Here is a 16,967-nt window from a genome sequence, read left to right on the forward strand (position 1 = left end):
CCGCCCGAGGCCGAAACCCCGCCCCGGCGCACGCGCGCCGCGTCGGCGTGCCCTGCTGCTGGGCGCCGCCCTGTCGCCACTGGTGCTGACCGGCTGCATGGTCGGCCCGTCCTATCATCGCCCGACCGCACCGGTTTCGGCCCGCTTCAAGGAACTGGTGCCGGCACCCGGATGGGTGAAGGCGCAACCCGCCATGGCGGAACTGCCCAAGGATGCATGGTGGACGATCTATAACGACCCGATCCTGAACGATCTGGAATCGCGGGTCGCGATCTCGAACCAGAACGTCAGGATGTACGAGGCGAATTACCGTCAGGCCCGGGCCACCATCAACAGTGTGCGCGCGCAGCTGTTCCCCACCATCAGCGGCAGCATCGGCTTCAACCGCAATGCCCATGGCGGCTCGTCCCTGTCCTCGTCGGGCAGTTCCTATGCCAATTCCGGCACGCAGTACAATTCCTACAATATCGGCCCCAGCGCCAGTTGGGACCTGGATCTATGGGGCAAGATCCGCCGCAATATCCAGAGTCAGGTAACGGCAGCGCAGGCCAGCGCCGCCGATCTGGCCAACGCCACCCTTTCCTACCAGGCACAACTCGCGACGGCCTATTTCAACCTGCGCTACCAGGATTCGCTGCAGGACCTGCTGCGCCGCTATGTCGCCTTCAACACCCGGGCGCTGGAAATCGCCCAGAATCAGTACGATGCCGGCATCGCCGACCCCACGGCGGTCATGCAGGCCCGCACCCAGTTGGAGCAGAACCGCGCATCGCTGATCCAAGCCGGCGTTGCCCGCGCCCAGTACGAACATGCCATCGCCGTGCTGGCCGGCCGTTCGCCCGCCGAACTGACGATCACGCCGGGCGCTCTGAGCCGCGCCATTCCGCCGATTCCGGTCGGCGTTCCCGCCGACCTGCTGCAACGCCGCCCCGACATCGCCGCCGCCGAGCGCGCTATGGAGCAGTACAACGCCCAGATCGGCGCCGCAATTGCGGCCTTCTTCCCCAACGTCACCATCAATGCCAGCTATTCGCAGAGCGGCGGCGATCCGGTGACCTCGTTGATGAGCGTTGCCAACCGCGTCTGGTCGCTGGGTGCATCGGCAACCGAGACCCTGTTCAGCGGCGGGTCGCGCACGGCGGCCGTCCACTCGGCCGACGCCCAGTATGACAGCGCCGTAGCCACCTATCGCCAGACCGTGCTGACGGCCTTGCAGGGCACCGAAGACCAATTGTCTAACCTGCGTATCCTCGCCCAGCAGGCCGCACAGCAGCAGGTCGCGCTGGATTACGCCAACAAGGCCGTCCAGGTCTCGATGAACCAGTATGAAGCCGGAACGCAGATCTACACCACCGTCATCACCAACGTGACCACGGCTCTGGGGATCGCGGAAACGACCCTCTCCATCCAGCAGCAGCGCATGGTCGACAGCGTAGCCCTGGTGCAGGCCCTGGGAGGGGGATGGAATGCCGCACGCCTGCCGTCGAAGGCGTCGCTCCAGACCGACAATCCACTCCTTCCGTCCTTCATCCAGAAAGACAAGAATCAATAGGGCACATCCGCCCTGCAAGCCCCAAGACAACATTCCGGGCCGCAGTGCGGCCCGGAATGCGTCGTCACAAGATCGTTTTGGCTGTCAGCAACGCGATCAGCAGAAAGACGACGAAGGCAAGAATAAAGAGGAAGAACAGGATCTTCGCGACACCAGCGGATGCAGCGGAAATTCCGGTAAACCCGAACAGGCCGGCGATGATCGAAATCACCAGAAAAAAGAGGGCCAACTTCAACATCATCCACGCTCCATCCATAATCCTTGCATGACGAACGCCGGGTCGGGCCGGCGGTTCCTCAGCGCCGCACCCACGTCATGGCCAGGACAAACCCGGCCAAACCGGCCGTCACCACAGCTACCAGCGGTTGATCCACCGTCAGGTCGCGCACGGCATCTCCGGCCATAAGACCGGCTGAACGGGCCTTGGCACACAGCACGCGTCCTTTGCCCTTCATCTGAAGCACGGGATCACCCAGCAACCCGCCAAGCCCGTCCTGAAGCCGACCGACCCCTTCTTCCAGCTTCGTTTCAAACTGTCCGTCCGTCATGATGGCGCCCCAATCTTCTTAATAAACATAGCGACATAGGGTATATGAGGGACGCAGGCATCGTTTTCAAATCGTAGCCACTCCCTTTCTCGGCACGACAAGCCTTGGTGGGAAGGCACCCTCCACAGGCTGTCGACCAGATTCCCAGCCGCCCCTGAACCAACGTTCCAGCATGGGATCTTTCCGCGTGATGAGTTCCGACCGCCTTCCCGCGCGCAACGTCATGCCGGTGTGCATCCTGCTATCGGTCCATAACGGCGCCGCCTTTCTCGATGCCCTGCTCCAGTCGTTGGGACAGCAGACCCATGCGGCGTGGCAACTTGTCTGGCGGGATGACGGATCGACCGATCACAGCGCGCAGATCGTGCGGCGCTTCGCCGACAACCTGCCCACCGGGCGCTGCGTCCAGGTCACCCGGAGCCTGGAGCGCCTCGGCGTAGCCGGATCGTTCAGCCTGCTGCTGAGTCATGTGCCAGACGGTCACCTGGCAGCTTTCTGCGACCAGGACGATGTCTGGTTTCCAGACAAGTTGGAACGCGCGGTAAATGCCTTGGCGCCGTTCCACACGACCAACGAGCCAGCCCTGTATTGCTCCCGCCAGATGCTCACGGATTCGGCGCTCGCCCGTCTCGGCCTTTCGCCCGCATTGCCGCCCGAGCCCACTTTTCCCATGGCCTTGACCCAGAACATCGCCACCGGCTGCACCATCATGCTCTCACCCGCCGCGATCCGACTGGTGCAGGCCGCCATGCCGCCGCCGGCGGGAACGCTGCATGACTGGTGGAGCTATCTTCTGGTCAGCGGTGCGGGCGGCCATGTCGTGACGGACAACCAGCCCACTCTCTATTACCGCCAGCACCAGAGCAACGTGGTGGGCGCACCCGCGCATTTCGCGGCGCGAGCACGGGCCGCCCTTCGACGAGGACCGGCTCTGTTCATGTCCACCTTCCGCGCCAACGTCACGCAGCTTCTCCGCCACGGGGACCTGTTGACGGAACCGGCGGTCGCACGCCTGGGCAGACTCCGCCAGGCATTGGATATCCCCGGCCCGGCTGGCTGCGTCGCCCGCTGGCGGCTTCTGCGAAGGATGCCCGAGATGCGACGCAGCACCCGTGCCGAGCAGATGATTTTCCGCCTCTGGTTCGTGTTGGGATGAACCCGGATCGCCCATCTGCGCCGGTTTGCCTCTCGACGTTCGATCCGCGTATGGTCACCCCACTGGAACCTGACCGCAAATGCGTGCCGGATCACCCTTCGCACGCGTTTTTGCCCAGGTTCCAGGCAGATATAAGGGTATCAAAGGCTCCATTCTCATGACCAAAGCACGCTCTACGATGCCGCAAGACGGAGCTTTTCGAAAACCGGCCCATTTTATTCTGTCAGCGGATCGCGGATGGAAACAACGGTTCCAACTGGCATTGGCTGATCTGCGCGAAGGGGTCCATCTGTGGAGACTCATCGCGGTCCTCGGTTTTCTCGATATCAAACTCCGATATCGCGGTTCCGCACTCGGACCATTCTGGCTGACCATTTCGATGGGCGTGCAGGTGGGGGCCATGGCCTTCATCTATGCCGATCTTTTCCACACCGACATCCATACCTATCTTCCCTTCCTGTCCCTCTCCCTCATCGCCTGGAACTATCTGAACGCACTGGTCACCGACGGCTGCGGCTGTTTCATTCAGTCCGACTCCGTCATCAAGGGCATGCGCATGCCCTTCACCGTTCACGCGGCACGCAGCCTTATGCGCAACACAATGATTCTTGCCCATAATATCGTGATCGTCATTGCGGTTTTCGCGATCATGGGCGTGCACCAATCCCTGTTTTCCTTCATGGCGCTACCGGCATTCGGCCTGTGGCTTGTCGATGGATTCGCGTTCTCGCTCCTGTTCGGCGCCCTGTGCGCCCGCTTCCGTGACGTGCCGCAGATCATCTCGGCAATCATGCAGATCGCTTTTTTCATAACGCCGGTCATGTGGAACGCGAATATCCTCAACGGCCACCGCGAGGCACTTTTTCTGATCCGCTTCAACCCGTTCTATTACCTCCTTGAAATTCTCAGGGCTCCTCTCCTGGGCACGCCATTGCCGGCCGAAACCTGGATCTACGCGCTGATCATTTCCAGTATCCTTATCCTTTTCTCATGGATCGCTTTCGCGCGAACGCGCGGCCGGATCGCCTTCTGGGTCTGAACACAATGGCAAATCTCACCGCATCCGACATCTCGATTGATTTTCCGCTTTATCACAGCGACAGCCGCTCGCTGAAGAAGACCATTCTCGGGCAAGCATCGGCACGCTTCGGCCGAGACACCAACAATCGTCCCGTGGTCCAGGCGCTTCAGAATATCTCCTTTTCCCTGAATTCTGGCGATCGTCTCGGACTGATCGGTTCGAACGGATCGGGAAAGACAACCCTCCTGCGCGTTCTTTCGGGGATATACCAACCAACGGGGGGGGTCCTGTCGGCGGACGGGCGCCTGACGGCCCTGCTGGACCCCGGACAGGGCATGAACCACCAACTCACCGGCCGGGAGAATATCCGCCTGCGCGGCCTCTATCTCGGCCTGTCCGTTTCCCAGACGATGGAACTCGTCAAGGATGTGGAAGATTTTTCCGAACTCGGACATTTTCTCGATCTTCCGGTACGCAACTATTCCTCCGGCATGACGATTCGACTGGCATTCGCGATGGCCACCGCCTTCCCGCCCGAAATCCTGCTGATGGATGAGTGGATACTCGCCGGAGACGCCGTTTTCATGGAGAAGGCCAAGAAAAGAGTGGAAGGCATGGTCCGCCACGCCGACATCTTGGTGCTGGCCAGCCACTCCCCTTCGATCCTGATCGAATGGTGCAATCGCCTGCTCTGGATCGAGAACGGTCAGATCAGGGGAGACGGTGACCCAATGAGCATTCTCGAACAATACCTTCCGCCTGCGGCATTCAGGGAACTGGCGAAGGTCGGCGCGGGTCCGTAGGACATCCTCGAACCGACGGCCTGTCCCGCATCTTATCTGGCCGCATAGGAAAAGCCACGCCATGCCCCTGCTTACCGGACGAGTAACCCCAGCACTCCGCAGAATGGCAGTCGAAAAGCTCTATCAGGTCATGGGCGCGGCGCATCGCTTCGTTCGGAAGCACCCAGCGGTAAAACGTATGCTGCGTCCTGCCGCGCACCTTGTCATGCCGTCGATCATTCCCTTCCGGTCGCGCTATATTTCACGCGACGAGTATCAAAGCTGGATGGTCCGGTACGAAACGATCACCCAGGCGGACGACGCCGCCATTCGCGACGATATCGCACGCTTCCCACGCCAGCCGCTGCTGTCGGTCGTCATGGCGCCCCATCAGGCGCCCGAGGCCGCGCTGCGCGCGACGATCGCCTCGCTCCAGGCCCAGATCTATGAAAACTGGGAACTCTGCCTGACCGATGGGTCGGGCGGCACCCATGCGGCATCAAGGCGCCCGGGGGCCGCATCCGCCGATCCCCGGATGCGTGTCATCGCCTGCCCGACGCAGGGCGGCATTTCAGCCGTATCCAATGGCGCCCTGCGCCAGGCTCAGGGCGAATGGGTGACCTTCCTGGAACCTGGCGACCTGCTACCGCCCGACGCCCTGTACGAACTGGCCGCCGAAATCCTCGATCATCCCGAAGCACGGGTCATCTATACCGACGAGGACAGAATCGACGCGCAGGGCAATCGCAACACGCCCTACTTCAAGCCGGATTTCGATCCCGACCTGCTCCTGGGACAAAATCTGCTGAATCATCTCACGGCCTACCGGCGGGACCTCCTCCTGTCCATCGGCGGATTCCGCGAAGGGTTCGAAGGCGTCCAGGACCATGATCTGGCTCTACGCGCAACCGCCGCCTGCGGTCCAACGGCCGTGCGTCATATTGCGCGCGTCCTGTATCATCAGCACCAGCCTGCGGACAGGCAACCGGTTTCCCAGAGCACAATGAGGCACCACGCCGCCTTAACAGGTCAGGCTGTCACCGAACACCTGGCGGCGCGCGGAATCGAAGTGACGCTTCTGCCGGCGGCCGGGTCCCATCACCGGATCGTCTTTCCAGTGCCCGAACCCGCACCGCTAGTGTCGGTCCTGATCCCAACCCGCAACCGGGCGAACCTGTTGCGGGTCTGCCTGGAGGGTCTTCTGAATCGGACAGATTATCCGGCCCTCGAAGTGCTGGTCGCCGATAATGGCAGCACGGAGCCTGATGCTCTTGCCCTCCTGCGGGCCGCCGAGTCCGACCCGCGCGTACGGGTACTCGATATGCCCGGCCCGTTCAATTTCGCGCGGATCACCAATCAGGCCGCTGCCGAGGCACGCGGCGAAATCCTGCTGTTGCTCAACAATGATATCGAAGTCATCGACAGCATCTGGCTGCGTGAGATGGTCTCGCATGCACTCAGGCCCGACATCGGTGCCGTCGGCTGCCGGCTCCTTTATCCGAACGGCCGATTGCAGCATGGAGGAACCCTGCTCGGCATTGGCGGCGTCGGTGGCCATCTTCTGGTCGGCGCACGGCGCGAAGATCCCGGACCATTCGGCACCCTGGGGCTGCTGCGCAGCGCCGGCGCGGTCACAGCCGCCTGTCTCGCATTGCGACGCGATGTCTGGCAACAGGTGGGCGGAATGGACGAAGCCAATCTGGCCGTCGCCTTCAACGACGTCGATTTATGCTTAAAGATCCGGAAACTGGGGCTGCGTATCGTCTGCACGCCATTCGCAGAACTCTATCATCATGAAAGCGCGTCGCGGGGGCAGGATAGGTTCGGCGAAAAAGCGGAGCGGTTCCGGCGCGAGACAGACTTCATGATCACGCACTGGCGCGACGATCTGTTGAATGATCCGTATTACAATCCGAATTACACGCTGGAGAACCCGGACTGCACCCTAGCCTCCCCTCCCCGGCGCGAACGACGCTATCGCAAGCCCGGCTAAGTCGGGCAGCAGAGCGGTCGAATCCGGTACATGTCAATGCGATCCCACGGCTTCCGCCGATGGAAGCGCCCTTGGCACCGGCACCCCCATTTTGATCAACGCGGCATGAAGCCCGTGCTGGGCGGCTTCATGAGAGAATTGCTGCCGCGCCAGGGCAAGCGCACCGGCCGAAATCCTCTGCCATAGAACGTCGTCGGAGGTCAGCGCGCAGATCCTGTCGGCAAACATCTCGGGCGTATCCGCGATCAGGACATTCTCCCCGTCAACCAGATTCATGCCTTCCGCAGCAACGGCCGACAACACGCAGGGCAAACCGCTCGCCAGGCTGGATGCGACCTTGCCTTTGGCACCGGCACCGACACGCAACGGCGCCACGGACGCGCGTAAGGTCTCGAACCATGCATGCAGGTCAGCAACCGGCCCGAGATAGGTCACCCCCTCTTCCGCTTTGGCAATACCGTCCGGAAGATTGGTGCCCACGATCGAAAAGGTCAGGTCCGGGCATCTCTGACGGACAAGGGGCCAGATGTCGGTCAGGAACCAGCGAACGGCATCCAGGTTCGGCTGATGAGCGAACCCTCCCACGAATCCGATTCCCTTGCGGGCCGAAAACGGCGCCGTCGGCGGGATGACATCGCGGACCAGAGGCTGATGCAGGACCGGCGCGCGCGGAACGGATGCGGAGAGAATTTCCCGCTCGGTCTCCGACACGACGATTGTCAGATCGGCATGCCCGACCAGCCATTCCTCGCGGTCCCGCGTACGGTTCGCCGCTTCGATGGCTTCATCGCTTCCACTCAATCGCGCCACCCGCTGCTCGCGCAGAAAATGCAGGTCGACGGTATTGAAGATGATCTTGGCGTCAGGACAATTATAACGAACAAGCTCGAACAGTACGCCCCCCCAGGTTACCCGCGTGAGGATGACCAGCGTGAAGATATCCCGATTATCCTCGATATATTTCCGGACATGGGCCAAGCCATTCTGCGGCAGCACCCTGACTCCCATGGCAACCAGCCCGTCGCGATACCGCCTATCCTGGACCAGATCGCTCGCCACCGCATAGGCAACATCGAACCCCATCGAGATCAGGTTCCGTACCAGATTGACCGCATCCACCGAACCGGAATCCCGATCCGGCTCCGGCCACCGATCATCCACGATCAGAGCCACCGGCCCCCGCCGCCCCGCCCATCTGGCCAGTTCCGCAGCTGGATCCTCGACGGGGGCCGGAAGCACTATCTGAGATCCTACGGCCGCCAAACTGCGCCTTTGCCGGGCCTGCCGCCACTCCCGCCTGCGCCGGGGCAACTGCCCCGTCACCGTCCACCAACCGAACTTCGTGCTCCGAACCATCAACTTGCGCAACGGCGCCGGAATCCGCCGGGCCAGCCGTATCAACACCGTGCAGGCCCGCCAGATATTGCTCGCCTGCAAGGCTTCATTCTGCGCAATCAAATTGCTCCGCTGCTCTTGCAGGACATGAACCTTGGCAATCAGAGCGCTATTTTCTTGCGAGATATGCAAGATCCGATTATCTGCCCGACTTTGCAACTCCTGAAGATCCGCGGCGCTCCGAGCCAGTTGCTCGGCCTGCTGCGCCTGCACGGCCTTCTCCGCGTCCAATTCCGTCCGAAGACGGTCGAGGGCCGCCTCGTGCAGTTCCCTCTGTTCGCGCAGGCGCGCCAGTTGTTCGCGCTCGCACGCCAGTTCCTCTTCATGCGTCATTTTTTTTACGTCGCGCTCGGCCTGCAAATGTTCAAACGTGGTTTCGTACGCCCTCACACTCCCGTCGAGCGGACGGAGCAGATACTGATCGATATGCGCATCGGTAAGCGCGAGGATATTGGTGAAATCATCTTCGCCAAAAGCGCGACTCCTTTCCAGCGCATGAATCTCGCGGCCAATCCCCTGCGATGTCAGTTCGAACACGCGATATCCAAGCTCTTTCAGGAAGGCCATGAAATTATCCGGGGAAACGGAACTGACCTGTCTCAGCCAGGCGGGAAAGAATTCACTGACGATGATGGGCCGGTCACGCATGAGCAATGCGCGCCCACCCCGCAGCGCCAGCGCTTCGGCGCCTTCGACATCAATCTTGATCAGGTCGATCCGCCGATCCCACACCAGGCCATCGAGAACGATGGCCGGAATATCTTCAACCAGACTGGCATCTTCAGGGACCGCGCCGGAGACCATGACAGCGTGGCCCGAATTGCGCTCACGGCTGAACGTCGCCATGCTGACAGTGCCGGCATTGTCCGACAATGCCGCACAATGCAGGACACAGCGATCCTGAAAGCCGTTCGCTTCGACAGATGCACGCAGGCGCTCGAAAATCGCAGGACGCGGCTCGAAAGCATAAACCCGACCGTCCGGTCCGACCTTATGGGCGCCCAATACCGTAAACCAGCCGATATGCGCGCCGATATCGACGAATGTTCCACCCTTATGCAGAATCGAGAGGATGAAACTGGTCTCCGCCGGCTCCCAGTTATCGCCAATAGCCCCAGCGGACACGCCTGCATCCATCAGGTCAACCCAGAGCCTGAGTCCGTCGCGGATCTCCGCACAGACCCATTGCGTGCTCCCCGCGGGGAACTCGCCCAGAAACGCTCTCCTGCGAAATTCCTGCGATGTTATCAGTCGAAGACCGAGCGCCCGCGGAGAGTCTTGCAACTCTTCATAGGCCCGCACCTCATGCGGAAGCGGCGCCCGGCCAAGCAGGGCTTGAAAAATCGTCTCAATCTGATTCATATCGGGCACGACAGCTATCATTCCTCAATGAACGACAAATCGACGGTCACACCGTCTGCGAGGTCTTCAGCCACTCGGCCGTACTACGGAGCGACTCTGCCCAATCGGCCGTCGGCGCCCATGCCAGTTCCTGACGGGCAAGGGCGATATCCAGCACATTGACCGGCACGTCGCTCGGACGCCCCTGCCGATAGATCCTATGGGGCGCGTCCACACCAATCGCCTGCCCAACGGAGGCGACGATTTCGTTGACGCTTCGGCCGATCCCAGATCCGATATTGAAAATACCAGTCGGCCCATCGTAATCCGCGGCGGCAATAAAGGCCGATATCACGTCGTCGATATAGATGAAATCGCGAATGACCGTTCCGTCGCCCCAGATCTCGATCGGCCTGCCCGCGAAGATGCTCGCGATCGCAGCGGCGATAATCCCCTGTCGCCTGCCAGGGTCCTGATAGGGACCAAATGGATTGGCAATCCGCAGAGCAACGGACTCCAGGCCGTGAAGATATTTGTAAAGATAAAGAAATTTCTCGATGGTCAGCTTGGCGATGCCGTAAGCCGAGATCGGAAAGGTCTCCATGGTCTCGCCGATCGGAATGGATTTCGGAATACCATAGACGGTACCACCCGAAGACGCGAACACCACCTTGCGAACACCCGACATCCGGCACAGATCGAGCAGATGGATCGTGCGATTGACGCTGCCCAGGATCTCGGCTTCGGGATTCCTGTTCGCGCTTTCAGGCAGGGTTCCGCCAATCAGGTGAAAGACATAATCGCAGCCATCAACGGCACGGGCCAGGGCAAGATCGTCGGAAAAATCGTGCCCCCACCAGTCGAAGCGCGGATCGGGATCGCGTAAGCGTGGCCGCCGCCCGTACGCACGGGCCAATGCCCCTTCCGCCACCAGCCTGTCGGAAAGCGCCTGACCGATGAATCCGCCGGCACCCAGAACCAGGCAACTCCGACCGGCCAACGTCACGGCCCTCATCCCTGACTCTGCCTGATAAGATAATCCTCCATCTGGCCGACCATCCGTGCCACGGTGAATTGCGCCGCCACGTCCCTCCCCGCCCGAGATATCCGTTCGCGCAATTCGCCGTCATCCGCCAGCAATGTAATCTTGGCGGCCAGATCGCTGGCGTCTCCCGGCGCGAAAAGCAGTCCGGTCTCCTTATCCTCCACGATCTCGACATTCCCCCCGACAGCGGACGCCACGGTCGGAATCCCCGACGCCATGGCATGGATAAGCGTCAACGAGAACGGTTCGTAGAGCGAGGGAAACACGTAGACATCATGCCGGTCGAACAGGTCGGGAAGCTCGGCCTCGGCAACCGGCGGCAGGAATACGACCCGTTCCGCCAGTCCCAGTTTCGCGATCAGGGATGTCAATTGGGCAAAGTAAGCCTCATCCGTCGCGTCCCCGACGATGTTCAGGACAAAGGATCGCTGCCCGGAGACTGAACGCCGATCGAGTTCGGCCAGGGCTTCGATCGCGGTATGCACCCCCTTCAGCCGGACAAGGCGGCCGGCGAATAGCAACCGGATCGGATTGTCGCCACACTCCCGGCGGGGCTTGCGTTCACGGGCGAGCGGCGCCGTCAGGTCGACGCCGTTATGAATGACTGTCGCGTCCCGAAAGCCAAGTCCGGCGGCGGTATAAAGATCCTGCATCGAGCGAGCGCCAAAAATCGCCGAAACCTTCAACTTGTGAACGGGCTCGACCGGAACCAGACCGCCACCCGGCCTGTCACCATAAACCTGACGCTGGAAATAGGTGCCTATGAAATCCCGCGCCATCATCTCGGCAAGCCAGTTGTCGGTCAGCATGCAGACAACCGGCACACCGAGACGTTCGATCACATGGAAATACTCTCTATGAAGACCGTAGAGATTCCAGGCAAACACAACATCGGGGCGCAGCCGTTCAACCATTTCCTGGGTCACGATCGCATTGTCGTCGGAGATAACCTGACGACGCAGATCCCCTTTGGCAAAAGCGTGATAGATAGTGTCGCCACAGAGCAACCGCAGCCCCTGACTGACAGGCATTTCATCAGAGACGGGTAGCCTGCCGCCATAGCAGCTCGTCAGAATATGCACCTCGTGCCCAAGCCGCGCCATCAAACCGGCTACGCGGGCGCAGAGGACTTCGTAGCCCCCGATCTGGTTCGGGGGGAAAAGATTACTGACAAAGAGAATTTTCATCATACCGCCAACAGCAGCTTCGATTTCGTGACCGAATCGGCAAGCAGGTCACTGGTGGCCAGCGAGGCGGAGGGATGAGCATCGAAATAGCGAAGGCATTCACGCGCCGCCCGAGTCAGATTGTGCGTCTCCAGAATCTGCCAAGCCAGCTGGATTCGTTCAACATTCCGCGACCCGTTGCGCAACAGGCTCCAAAGAAAGAATGACGCCACCATAGCCCAGTCGACACGGACGCTGGCATGGTTTTCCTTGATCGTGTTGGTTTCATGCACCCGATAGGCCATGAGCGCCCGGTCGATGAAACCGATCCGACGACCGTTAAGCGTTAGCCGCAGACCGAAATCCAGATCATGAGCGTATCTGAGGTCCGCGAAGCCGCCCAGTTCATCGAACACACGACGCCTGATGACGAAATTCGATGTCGTCATCAGAATATTGGCATCCATCAGCGCCAGACCAAGATCTCGGCGCTCGATGAATCTATCCCGCACCTTTTCATACCAGGCGTTGCGAATCTCGACACTGTCATCATTGATGAACGAGAGGCCGCTGGCCGCAAGATCCAACCCCACATCCAGGTCCAGTGCCCGGACAAGGCGATCCAGCCGACCCGGTGCCCAGACATCATCCGAATTCAGAATGGCCACAAACTCGGCGCTTGCCATCTGCACCCCCCGGTTCAGGGTTACGGCCGCACCGGAATTGTTCTGGCTGGATATCCGGATCCGGGGGTTGCCGATCGCAAATTGCCGCGCGATGCGCAGCGAGTCATCTTTCGACCCGTCATCAATAACAATAACTTCTTTAACAATGTTTCCTTGGTCAATCACGCTCTGAAGCGCACCCACAATGTATGAAGCATGATTGTACAAGGGAACAACGACAGAAACCCTCCCCTCATTTTCTCTTTCCGATAACAAATTCCCCTCCTGGAAGATATCTGATTATCTTTTTATTTCTAAATACTTCCGAATTACCAATAACAAGCATTCCCGGCCAGGTTCCGAGACACTGGCAGATCATTCCTCACTCCACGAAAGACCAATCATTTCCGCTCTGGGGATATGAAACGCTTATGTGCCGCAGACGATCCACTTCATCACACATCTCATGAAAATTTTTACCGGGGCGATGCCCCCGTCCCCGTACCGCGCGCAGCGACCACGCCGCCCACGTACATGGTGCCGGTAAGGTCCGGATGCGAGTCTGGATGCAGGAGGTCAGGCCTGGCCGTTCGGAGCGGCAGCCACCGAATCCAGGTCCGCGGATAGGCTTTCCCCGGCTTCGATGGTCCTGCGACAAACCCGGACAGGCATGAAAACGGTGGAATTGCCCTCTGCAACCGCCTCTTCCACGCGATTACGCCCCTGCTGCTTGGCGCGATAGAGAGCCGCATCCGCCAGCGCCATCTGTTCACCGAGCGACCGGTCGGGAACCGTGGCACAGGCATAGCCGACGCTGACCGTCGCCAGCAGGTCATCGGACAGGGGCGTCCTCTCGAAGGCCAAGCGTACCCGCTCGGCCAGCATGCCCAACTGATCCTCGGACAGGCCACTGACCGCCGCCGCGAACTCCTCGCCGCCGATCCGCCCGAAAACGGCCTCGCGATCCATGACCGCCGTCGCCACGGTGCCGAAATGCCTGATCACAGAATCACCTGTCGCATGACCGAACGTATCGTTGATACGCTTGAAATGATCGATATCGAACAGCAGCATGCCCCGCTGCGGCACATGTTCCGCCATCTGCCAGAACCCCCGCCGGTTCAGCAAGCCGGTCATGTCATCCCGCAGGGCCGCCGCCCGCGCCTCGAGAACCGCCCGTTCAGCAACCAGGGTCAGCATCAGGCCGGGCCAAAGAACCACATAGGTCAGCATCTCGAAAGGAATGGTCGCCATCATGAGGGGCACCCAAAGCGCCAGCGACGGCAACGCCACCAGAAGCCCCCGAGCAACACAGCTCAGAACATGCAACCCCGATACAATGATCAGCATCTGATGCGAGCGGGTTTCGCGCGGAAGCCGGATCAGTTGTCGGAGCGCCAGCACCACCAGCGTGATCGCCATCACCATAGCGATTTCCACACGCACGCCAAGCGAATGCCGGAATTGCGGCAACGCGCAAAAAGTCAGCCAGATCAGAACCGGGGCAGCAAGTCCGCAGCGCGAGACAGACTTGCCATTAAGTTGCGCCACGGCCTGCCAGAACATGGCCAGGGCGAACATCAGGGCTCCGTTCCCGAACGAAATGGCGATAAAATCCGGAACCGCCGGACGCATCACCACCAGCGGAATGCCAACCCCCGCGGCGAACGTCCCCATCTCAACCAGAAGCAGCGCCGGGTCCCGCCGATAGTGACGGGCAACCTGGCAGAGAAACCCGATCAGCAGACAGACAAGCGCGATGGATGGACCGGTCGGAAGCGTGGAGACGGGCATGAAGAACGGCTATCCTGATCCATTCGAAACGCCACCATACCCAGATCCGCCCGCTCCTTCTATATGATGTCCGATGGCCGGCGCCTTGCCGGCTCATCCCGCCGGACGGATATCGTCCAGCCGGTCCAGCCGCCGCAGGCCGGGGAATAGCCTCATCCACAGCAGCGTGACCGCAATCGTGCCGACACCGCCCAGCACCACGGCCTCCACCGGACCGATCAGGCTGGCCAGCATGCCGCTCTCGAACTCGCCCAACTGGTTCGACGACCCGATGAACAGCATGTTCACCGCCGAAACCCGGCCCCGCATTTCGTCAGGCGTGCGCAATTGCACCAGCGCGCCACGAACCACCACGCTGATCACGTCCGCCCCTCCCAGCACTGCCAGGGCCACCACCGACACCACCAGCGAACGGGACAGACCAAACCCGATCGTCGCGACACCGAAAACGGCGACGGCAGCGAACATCGCCTCGCCTGCCCGGCGCTTCAACGGCCAGCGTGCAAAGATCAGGGCGACCAGCAGCGCCCCAAGCGCCGGCGCCATCCGCAGGATACCCAATCCGGTCGGCCCGGCGTGCAGAATGGAATCGGCGTAGAGCGGCAGCATAGCGGTCGCGCCACCCAGCAATACCGCGAACAGGTCGAGCGAGATCGCCCCCATCATCTCAGGATGAGCCCGGATGAAATGAAGCCCTCCCAAGACCGTTTCCAACGTCATGGGCCGCCGCACCCGTGTCGGTGCCTCCAGCCGCATACCAAGCGTCGCCAACGACGCCAGCCCGAACCCGACCATGCAGACGCCGTAGCAGATCCCTGCCCCAACACCGTACAACAGACCGCCCACCGATGGCCCCATGATCGACGCCACCTGAAACAACGAAGACGACAGCGCGGCCGCGCGCGCAAACAGTGCCGGAGGCACCAGCGCCGGCAGGAACGTCTGCTGGCTTGGCATCTCGAACGCCCGGGCGGTTCCGAACAGCGCGACCATGCCGTAGATCATGCCAGGCGTCAGCCAGCCGCCGAACGACCCGATCGCCATGATGAACGCCCCGCAGGCTTCGAGCATCTGGCAGGTCGCGGTAATGAAGCGTCGGTCGAAATGGTCGGCAACATGCCCGGCGACCAGAGTAAAGCAGAACATCGGCAAAAACTGCGCCAGACCGACCCAACCCAGCGCACTCGCGCTATGGGTCAACATGTAGATCTGCCATCCGACCGCCACGGCCTGAACCTGCGAAGAGAACGAGGACAGGGTCCGGGCCGTCAGAAAAACGGCGAAACCCCGATGGCTGAACAGGCGCGCCGGCGGTTGCATGGGGGCGGCGGATGGCGCCCGCGATTCGTCCGCCCGGTCCGAGTGATCTGGCATGGTGGACGAACAATAGCCCGATGACGGATTTTTACCATCCACTGTCTCTCGTGCGTGCCATCACACCCCGATCATCAGACATCTACGGCCGCAGGTGGTTTGCAAATCCGCCGCCGCACGGGCAAAACCGTTCCATGACAGAGACCGTCCCATCCGCGCCGCTTCCCCCCACGGATTTCGAGACCTTCGCACGCCTCGACATCCGCGTAGGCACCATCGTGGAGGCCCGCCCCTTTCCCGCAGCCCGCAAGCCGGCCTATCAGTTATGGATCGATTTCGGGCCGCAGATCGGCGTGAAGCGCTCGTCGGCCCAGATCACCGTCCATTACACGCCCGATACATTGATCGGACGGCAGGTCTGCGCCGTGGTCAACTTCCCGGCGCGCCAGATCGGCCCGTTCCTGAGTGAAGTCCTGACCCTGGGCATGCCCGACACGAAGGGCGACGTCGTCCTGATCAGACCCGACCTGACCGTGCCAGATGGAGGAAAGCTGTTCTGATGGCCACCAACTATGCAACCGTAACGTGGGACCAGCTTCATCGCGATGCCCGCCAACTGGCCGAAATCCTCATCCCCCGCGGCCCTTTCAAAGGAATCGTGGCCGTCACCCGTGGCGGCCTGATCCCAGCAGCCATCATCGCGCGGGAAATCGACTGCCGGCTGATCGAAACGATCTCGGTCGTGACCTATGACGAGGAAGAGCAGGGCCTCCCCACGGTACTGAAGTCGCCCGTGGCCGCCGGTGACGGCGAAGGATTCCTGATCATCGACGACCTGGTCGATTCCGGCGTCACCGCCCAGATCGTACGCCAGCTCCTGCCCAAGGCGCTGTTCGCATGCTTGTACGCCAAGCCGTCCGGCAAGCCGCTGACCGATCTGTTCGTGGTCGAAGTACCGCAGGAGACCTGGGTCCTGTTCCCATGGGATACCGCGCCCCTGTTCATCCCCCCCCTGGCACGCAAGGGCAACACGACTGGCTGATCCGCATGCGGCCATAGGAAAAATTTCGTGGGGCGCTTGTCAGCGCCCTCAAGGACTCATAGCTTCCCCCCAGGTTCGGGGCGTGGCGCAGCCTGGTAGCGCGCGTGTTTTGGGTACACGAGGCCCCCGGTTCGAGTCCGGGCGCCCCGACCA

Annotated in this window: 15 protein-coding genes and 1 tRNA gene; 8 read left to right on the plus strand and 8 right to left on the minus strand. The window is 61.2% G+C overall.

The window, feature by feature from the left end; all coding sequences use genetic code 11:
* Positions 1-52: 52 nt before the first annotated feature.
* Positions 53-1,552: an efflux transporter outer membrane subunit gene (locus ABF821_RS15120; RefSeq protein ID WP_415530607.1), complete on the plus strand. Its 1,500-nt coding sequence runs from the start codon at positions 53-55 to the stop codon at positions 1,550-1,552.
* A gap of 64 nt (positions 1,553-1,616) precedes the next feature.
* On the opposite strand, the gene ABF821_RS15125 is transcribed toward ABF821_RS15120, so the two are convergent.
* Together ABF821_RS15125 and ABF821_RS15130 are read right to left on the minus strand one after the other, a co-directional pair.
* Positions 1,617-1,790, minus strand: a complete 174-nt coding sequence (locus tag ABF821_RS15125; RefSeq protein ID WP_114726676.1) for a DUF1328 domain-containing protein — start codon at positions 1,788-1,790, stop codon at positions 1,617-1,619.
* 58 nt (positions 1,791-1,848) lie between these two features.
* A complete protein-coding gene (locus ABF821_RS15130) occupies positions 1,849-2,100 on the minus strand; it encodes a hypothetical protein (RefSeq protein WP_182972254.1) in 252 nt (83 codons plus the stop codon).
* 190 nt (positions 2,101-2,290) lie between these two features.
* On the opposite strand from ABF821_RS15130, the gene ABF821_RS15135 reads away from it, so the two are divergent.
* From ABF821_RS15135 to ABF821_RS15150, 4 genes are all read left to right on the plus strand, one after another.
* Entirely contained in the window at positions 2,291-3,256 is a 966-nt protein-coding gene (locus ABF821_RS15135) for a glycosyltransferase (protein ID WP_415530608.1), read from the plus strand.
* A gap of 262 nt (positions 3,257-3,518) precedes the next feature.
* Positions 3,519-4,295: an ABC transporter permease gene (locus tag ABF821_RS15140; RefSeq protein WP_415530599.1), complete on the plus strand. Its 777-nt coding sequence runs from the start codon at positions 3,519-3,521 to the stop codon at positions 4,293-4,295.
* 5 nt (positions 4,296-4,300) lie between these two features.
* The gene (locus ABF821_RS15145) at positions 4,301-5,080 is read left to right on the plus strand and encodes an ABC transporter ATP-binding protein (RefSeq protein WP_182972256.1); all 780 of its coding nucleotides are present in this window, start codon (positions 4,301-4,303) and stop codon (positions 5,078-5,080) included.
* A 103-nt stretch (positions 5,081-5,183) separates the two neighbouring features.
* Positions 5,184-7,052, plus strand: a complete 1,869-nt coding sequence (locus tag ABF821_RS15150) for a glycosyltransferase family 2 protein (RefSeq protein WP_415530600.1) — start codon at positions 5,184-5,186, stop codon at positions 7,050-7,052.
* 33 nt (positions 7,053-7,085) lie between these two features.
* Here ABF821_RS15150 and ABF821_RS15155 read toward each other — a convergent pair whose 3' ends face one another.
* From ABF821_RS15155 to ABF821_RS15180, 6 genes are all read right to left on the minus strand, one after another.
* Entirely contained in the window at positions 7,086-9,572 is a 2,487-nt protein-coding gene (locus tag ABF821_RS15155) for an FkbM family methyltransferase (RefSeq protein ID WP_415530602.1), read from the minus strand.
* A 283-nt stretch (positions 9,573-9,855) separates the two neighbouring features.
* Entirely contained in the window at positions 9,856-10,794 is a 939-nt protein-coding gene (locus ABF821_RS15160) for an NAD-dependent epimerase/dehydratase family protein (RefSeq protein WP_182972259.1), read from the minus strand.
* A 5-nt stretch (positions 10,795-10,799) separates the two neighbouring features.
* Positions 10,800-12,023, minus strand: a complete 1,224-nt coding sequence (locus ABF821_RS15165) for a glycosyltransferase family 4 protein (protein WP_415530603.1) — start codon at positions 12,021-12,023, stop codon at positions 10,800-10,802.
* The gene (locus ABF821_RS15170; RefSeq protein WP_415530604.1) at positions 12,020-12,940 is read right to left on the minus strand and encodes a glycosyltransferase family 2 protein; all 921 of its coding nucleotides are present in this window, start codon (positions 12,938-12,940) and stop codon (positions 12,020-12,022) included. The genes ABF821_RS15165 and ABF821_RS15170 overlap by 4 nt, the downstream gene beginning before the upstream one ends.
* 300 nt (positions 12,941-13,240) lie before the next feature.
* Positions 13,241-14,458 (minus strand): sensor domain-containing diguanylate cyclase, encoded by a 1,218-nt coding sequence (locus ABF821_RS15175; protein ID WP_183008861.1) that lies wholly within the window; start codon positions 14,456-14,458, stop codon positions 13,241-13,243.
* A gap of 93 nt (positions 14,459-14,551) precedes the next feature.
* Positions 14,552-15,832, minus strand: a complete 1,281-nt coding sequence (locus ABF821_RS15180; RefSeq protein WP_415530605.1) for an MFS transporter — start codon at positions 15,830-15,832, stop codon at positions 14,552-14,554.
* A gap of 134 nt (positions 15,833-15,966) precedes the next feature.
* On the opposite strand from ABF821_RS15180, the gene ABF821_RS15185 reads away from it, so the two are divergent.
* The 3 genes from ABF821_RS15185 to ABF821_RS15195 all read left to right on the plus strand — a co-directional run bounded on the left by ABF821_RS15185 (position 15,967) and on the right by ABF821_RS15195 (position 16,967).
* Positions 15,967-16,332 carry a tRNA-binding protein gene (locus ABF821_RS15185; protein WP_114726440.1) on the plus strand — a complete coding sequence of 122 codons (366 nt, stop codon included), beginning with the start codon at positions 15,967-15,969 and terminating at the stop codon, positions 16,330-16,332.
* Positions 16,332-16,814: a xanthine phosphoribosyltransferase gene (gene gpt / locus ABF821_RS15190; protein ID WP_415530606.1), complete on the plus strand. Its 483-nt coding sequence runs from the start codon at positions 16,332-16,334 to the stop codon at positions 16,812-16,814. The genes ABF821_RS15185 and gpt overlap by 1 nt, the downstream gene beginning before the upstream one ends.
* Before the next feature lie 76 nt (positions 16,815-16,890).
* Positions 16,891-16,967: transfer RNA gene (locus tag ABF821_RS15195), tRNA-Pro, on the plus strand.

The sequence above is a fragment of the Gluconacetobacter sp. genome, assembly GCF_047721585.1.
GTDB lineage: Bacteria > Pseudomonadota > Alphaproteobacteria > Acetobacterales > Acetobacteraceae > Gluconacetobacter > Gluconacetobacter dulcium.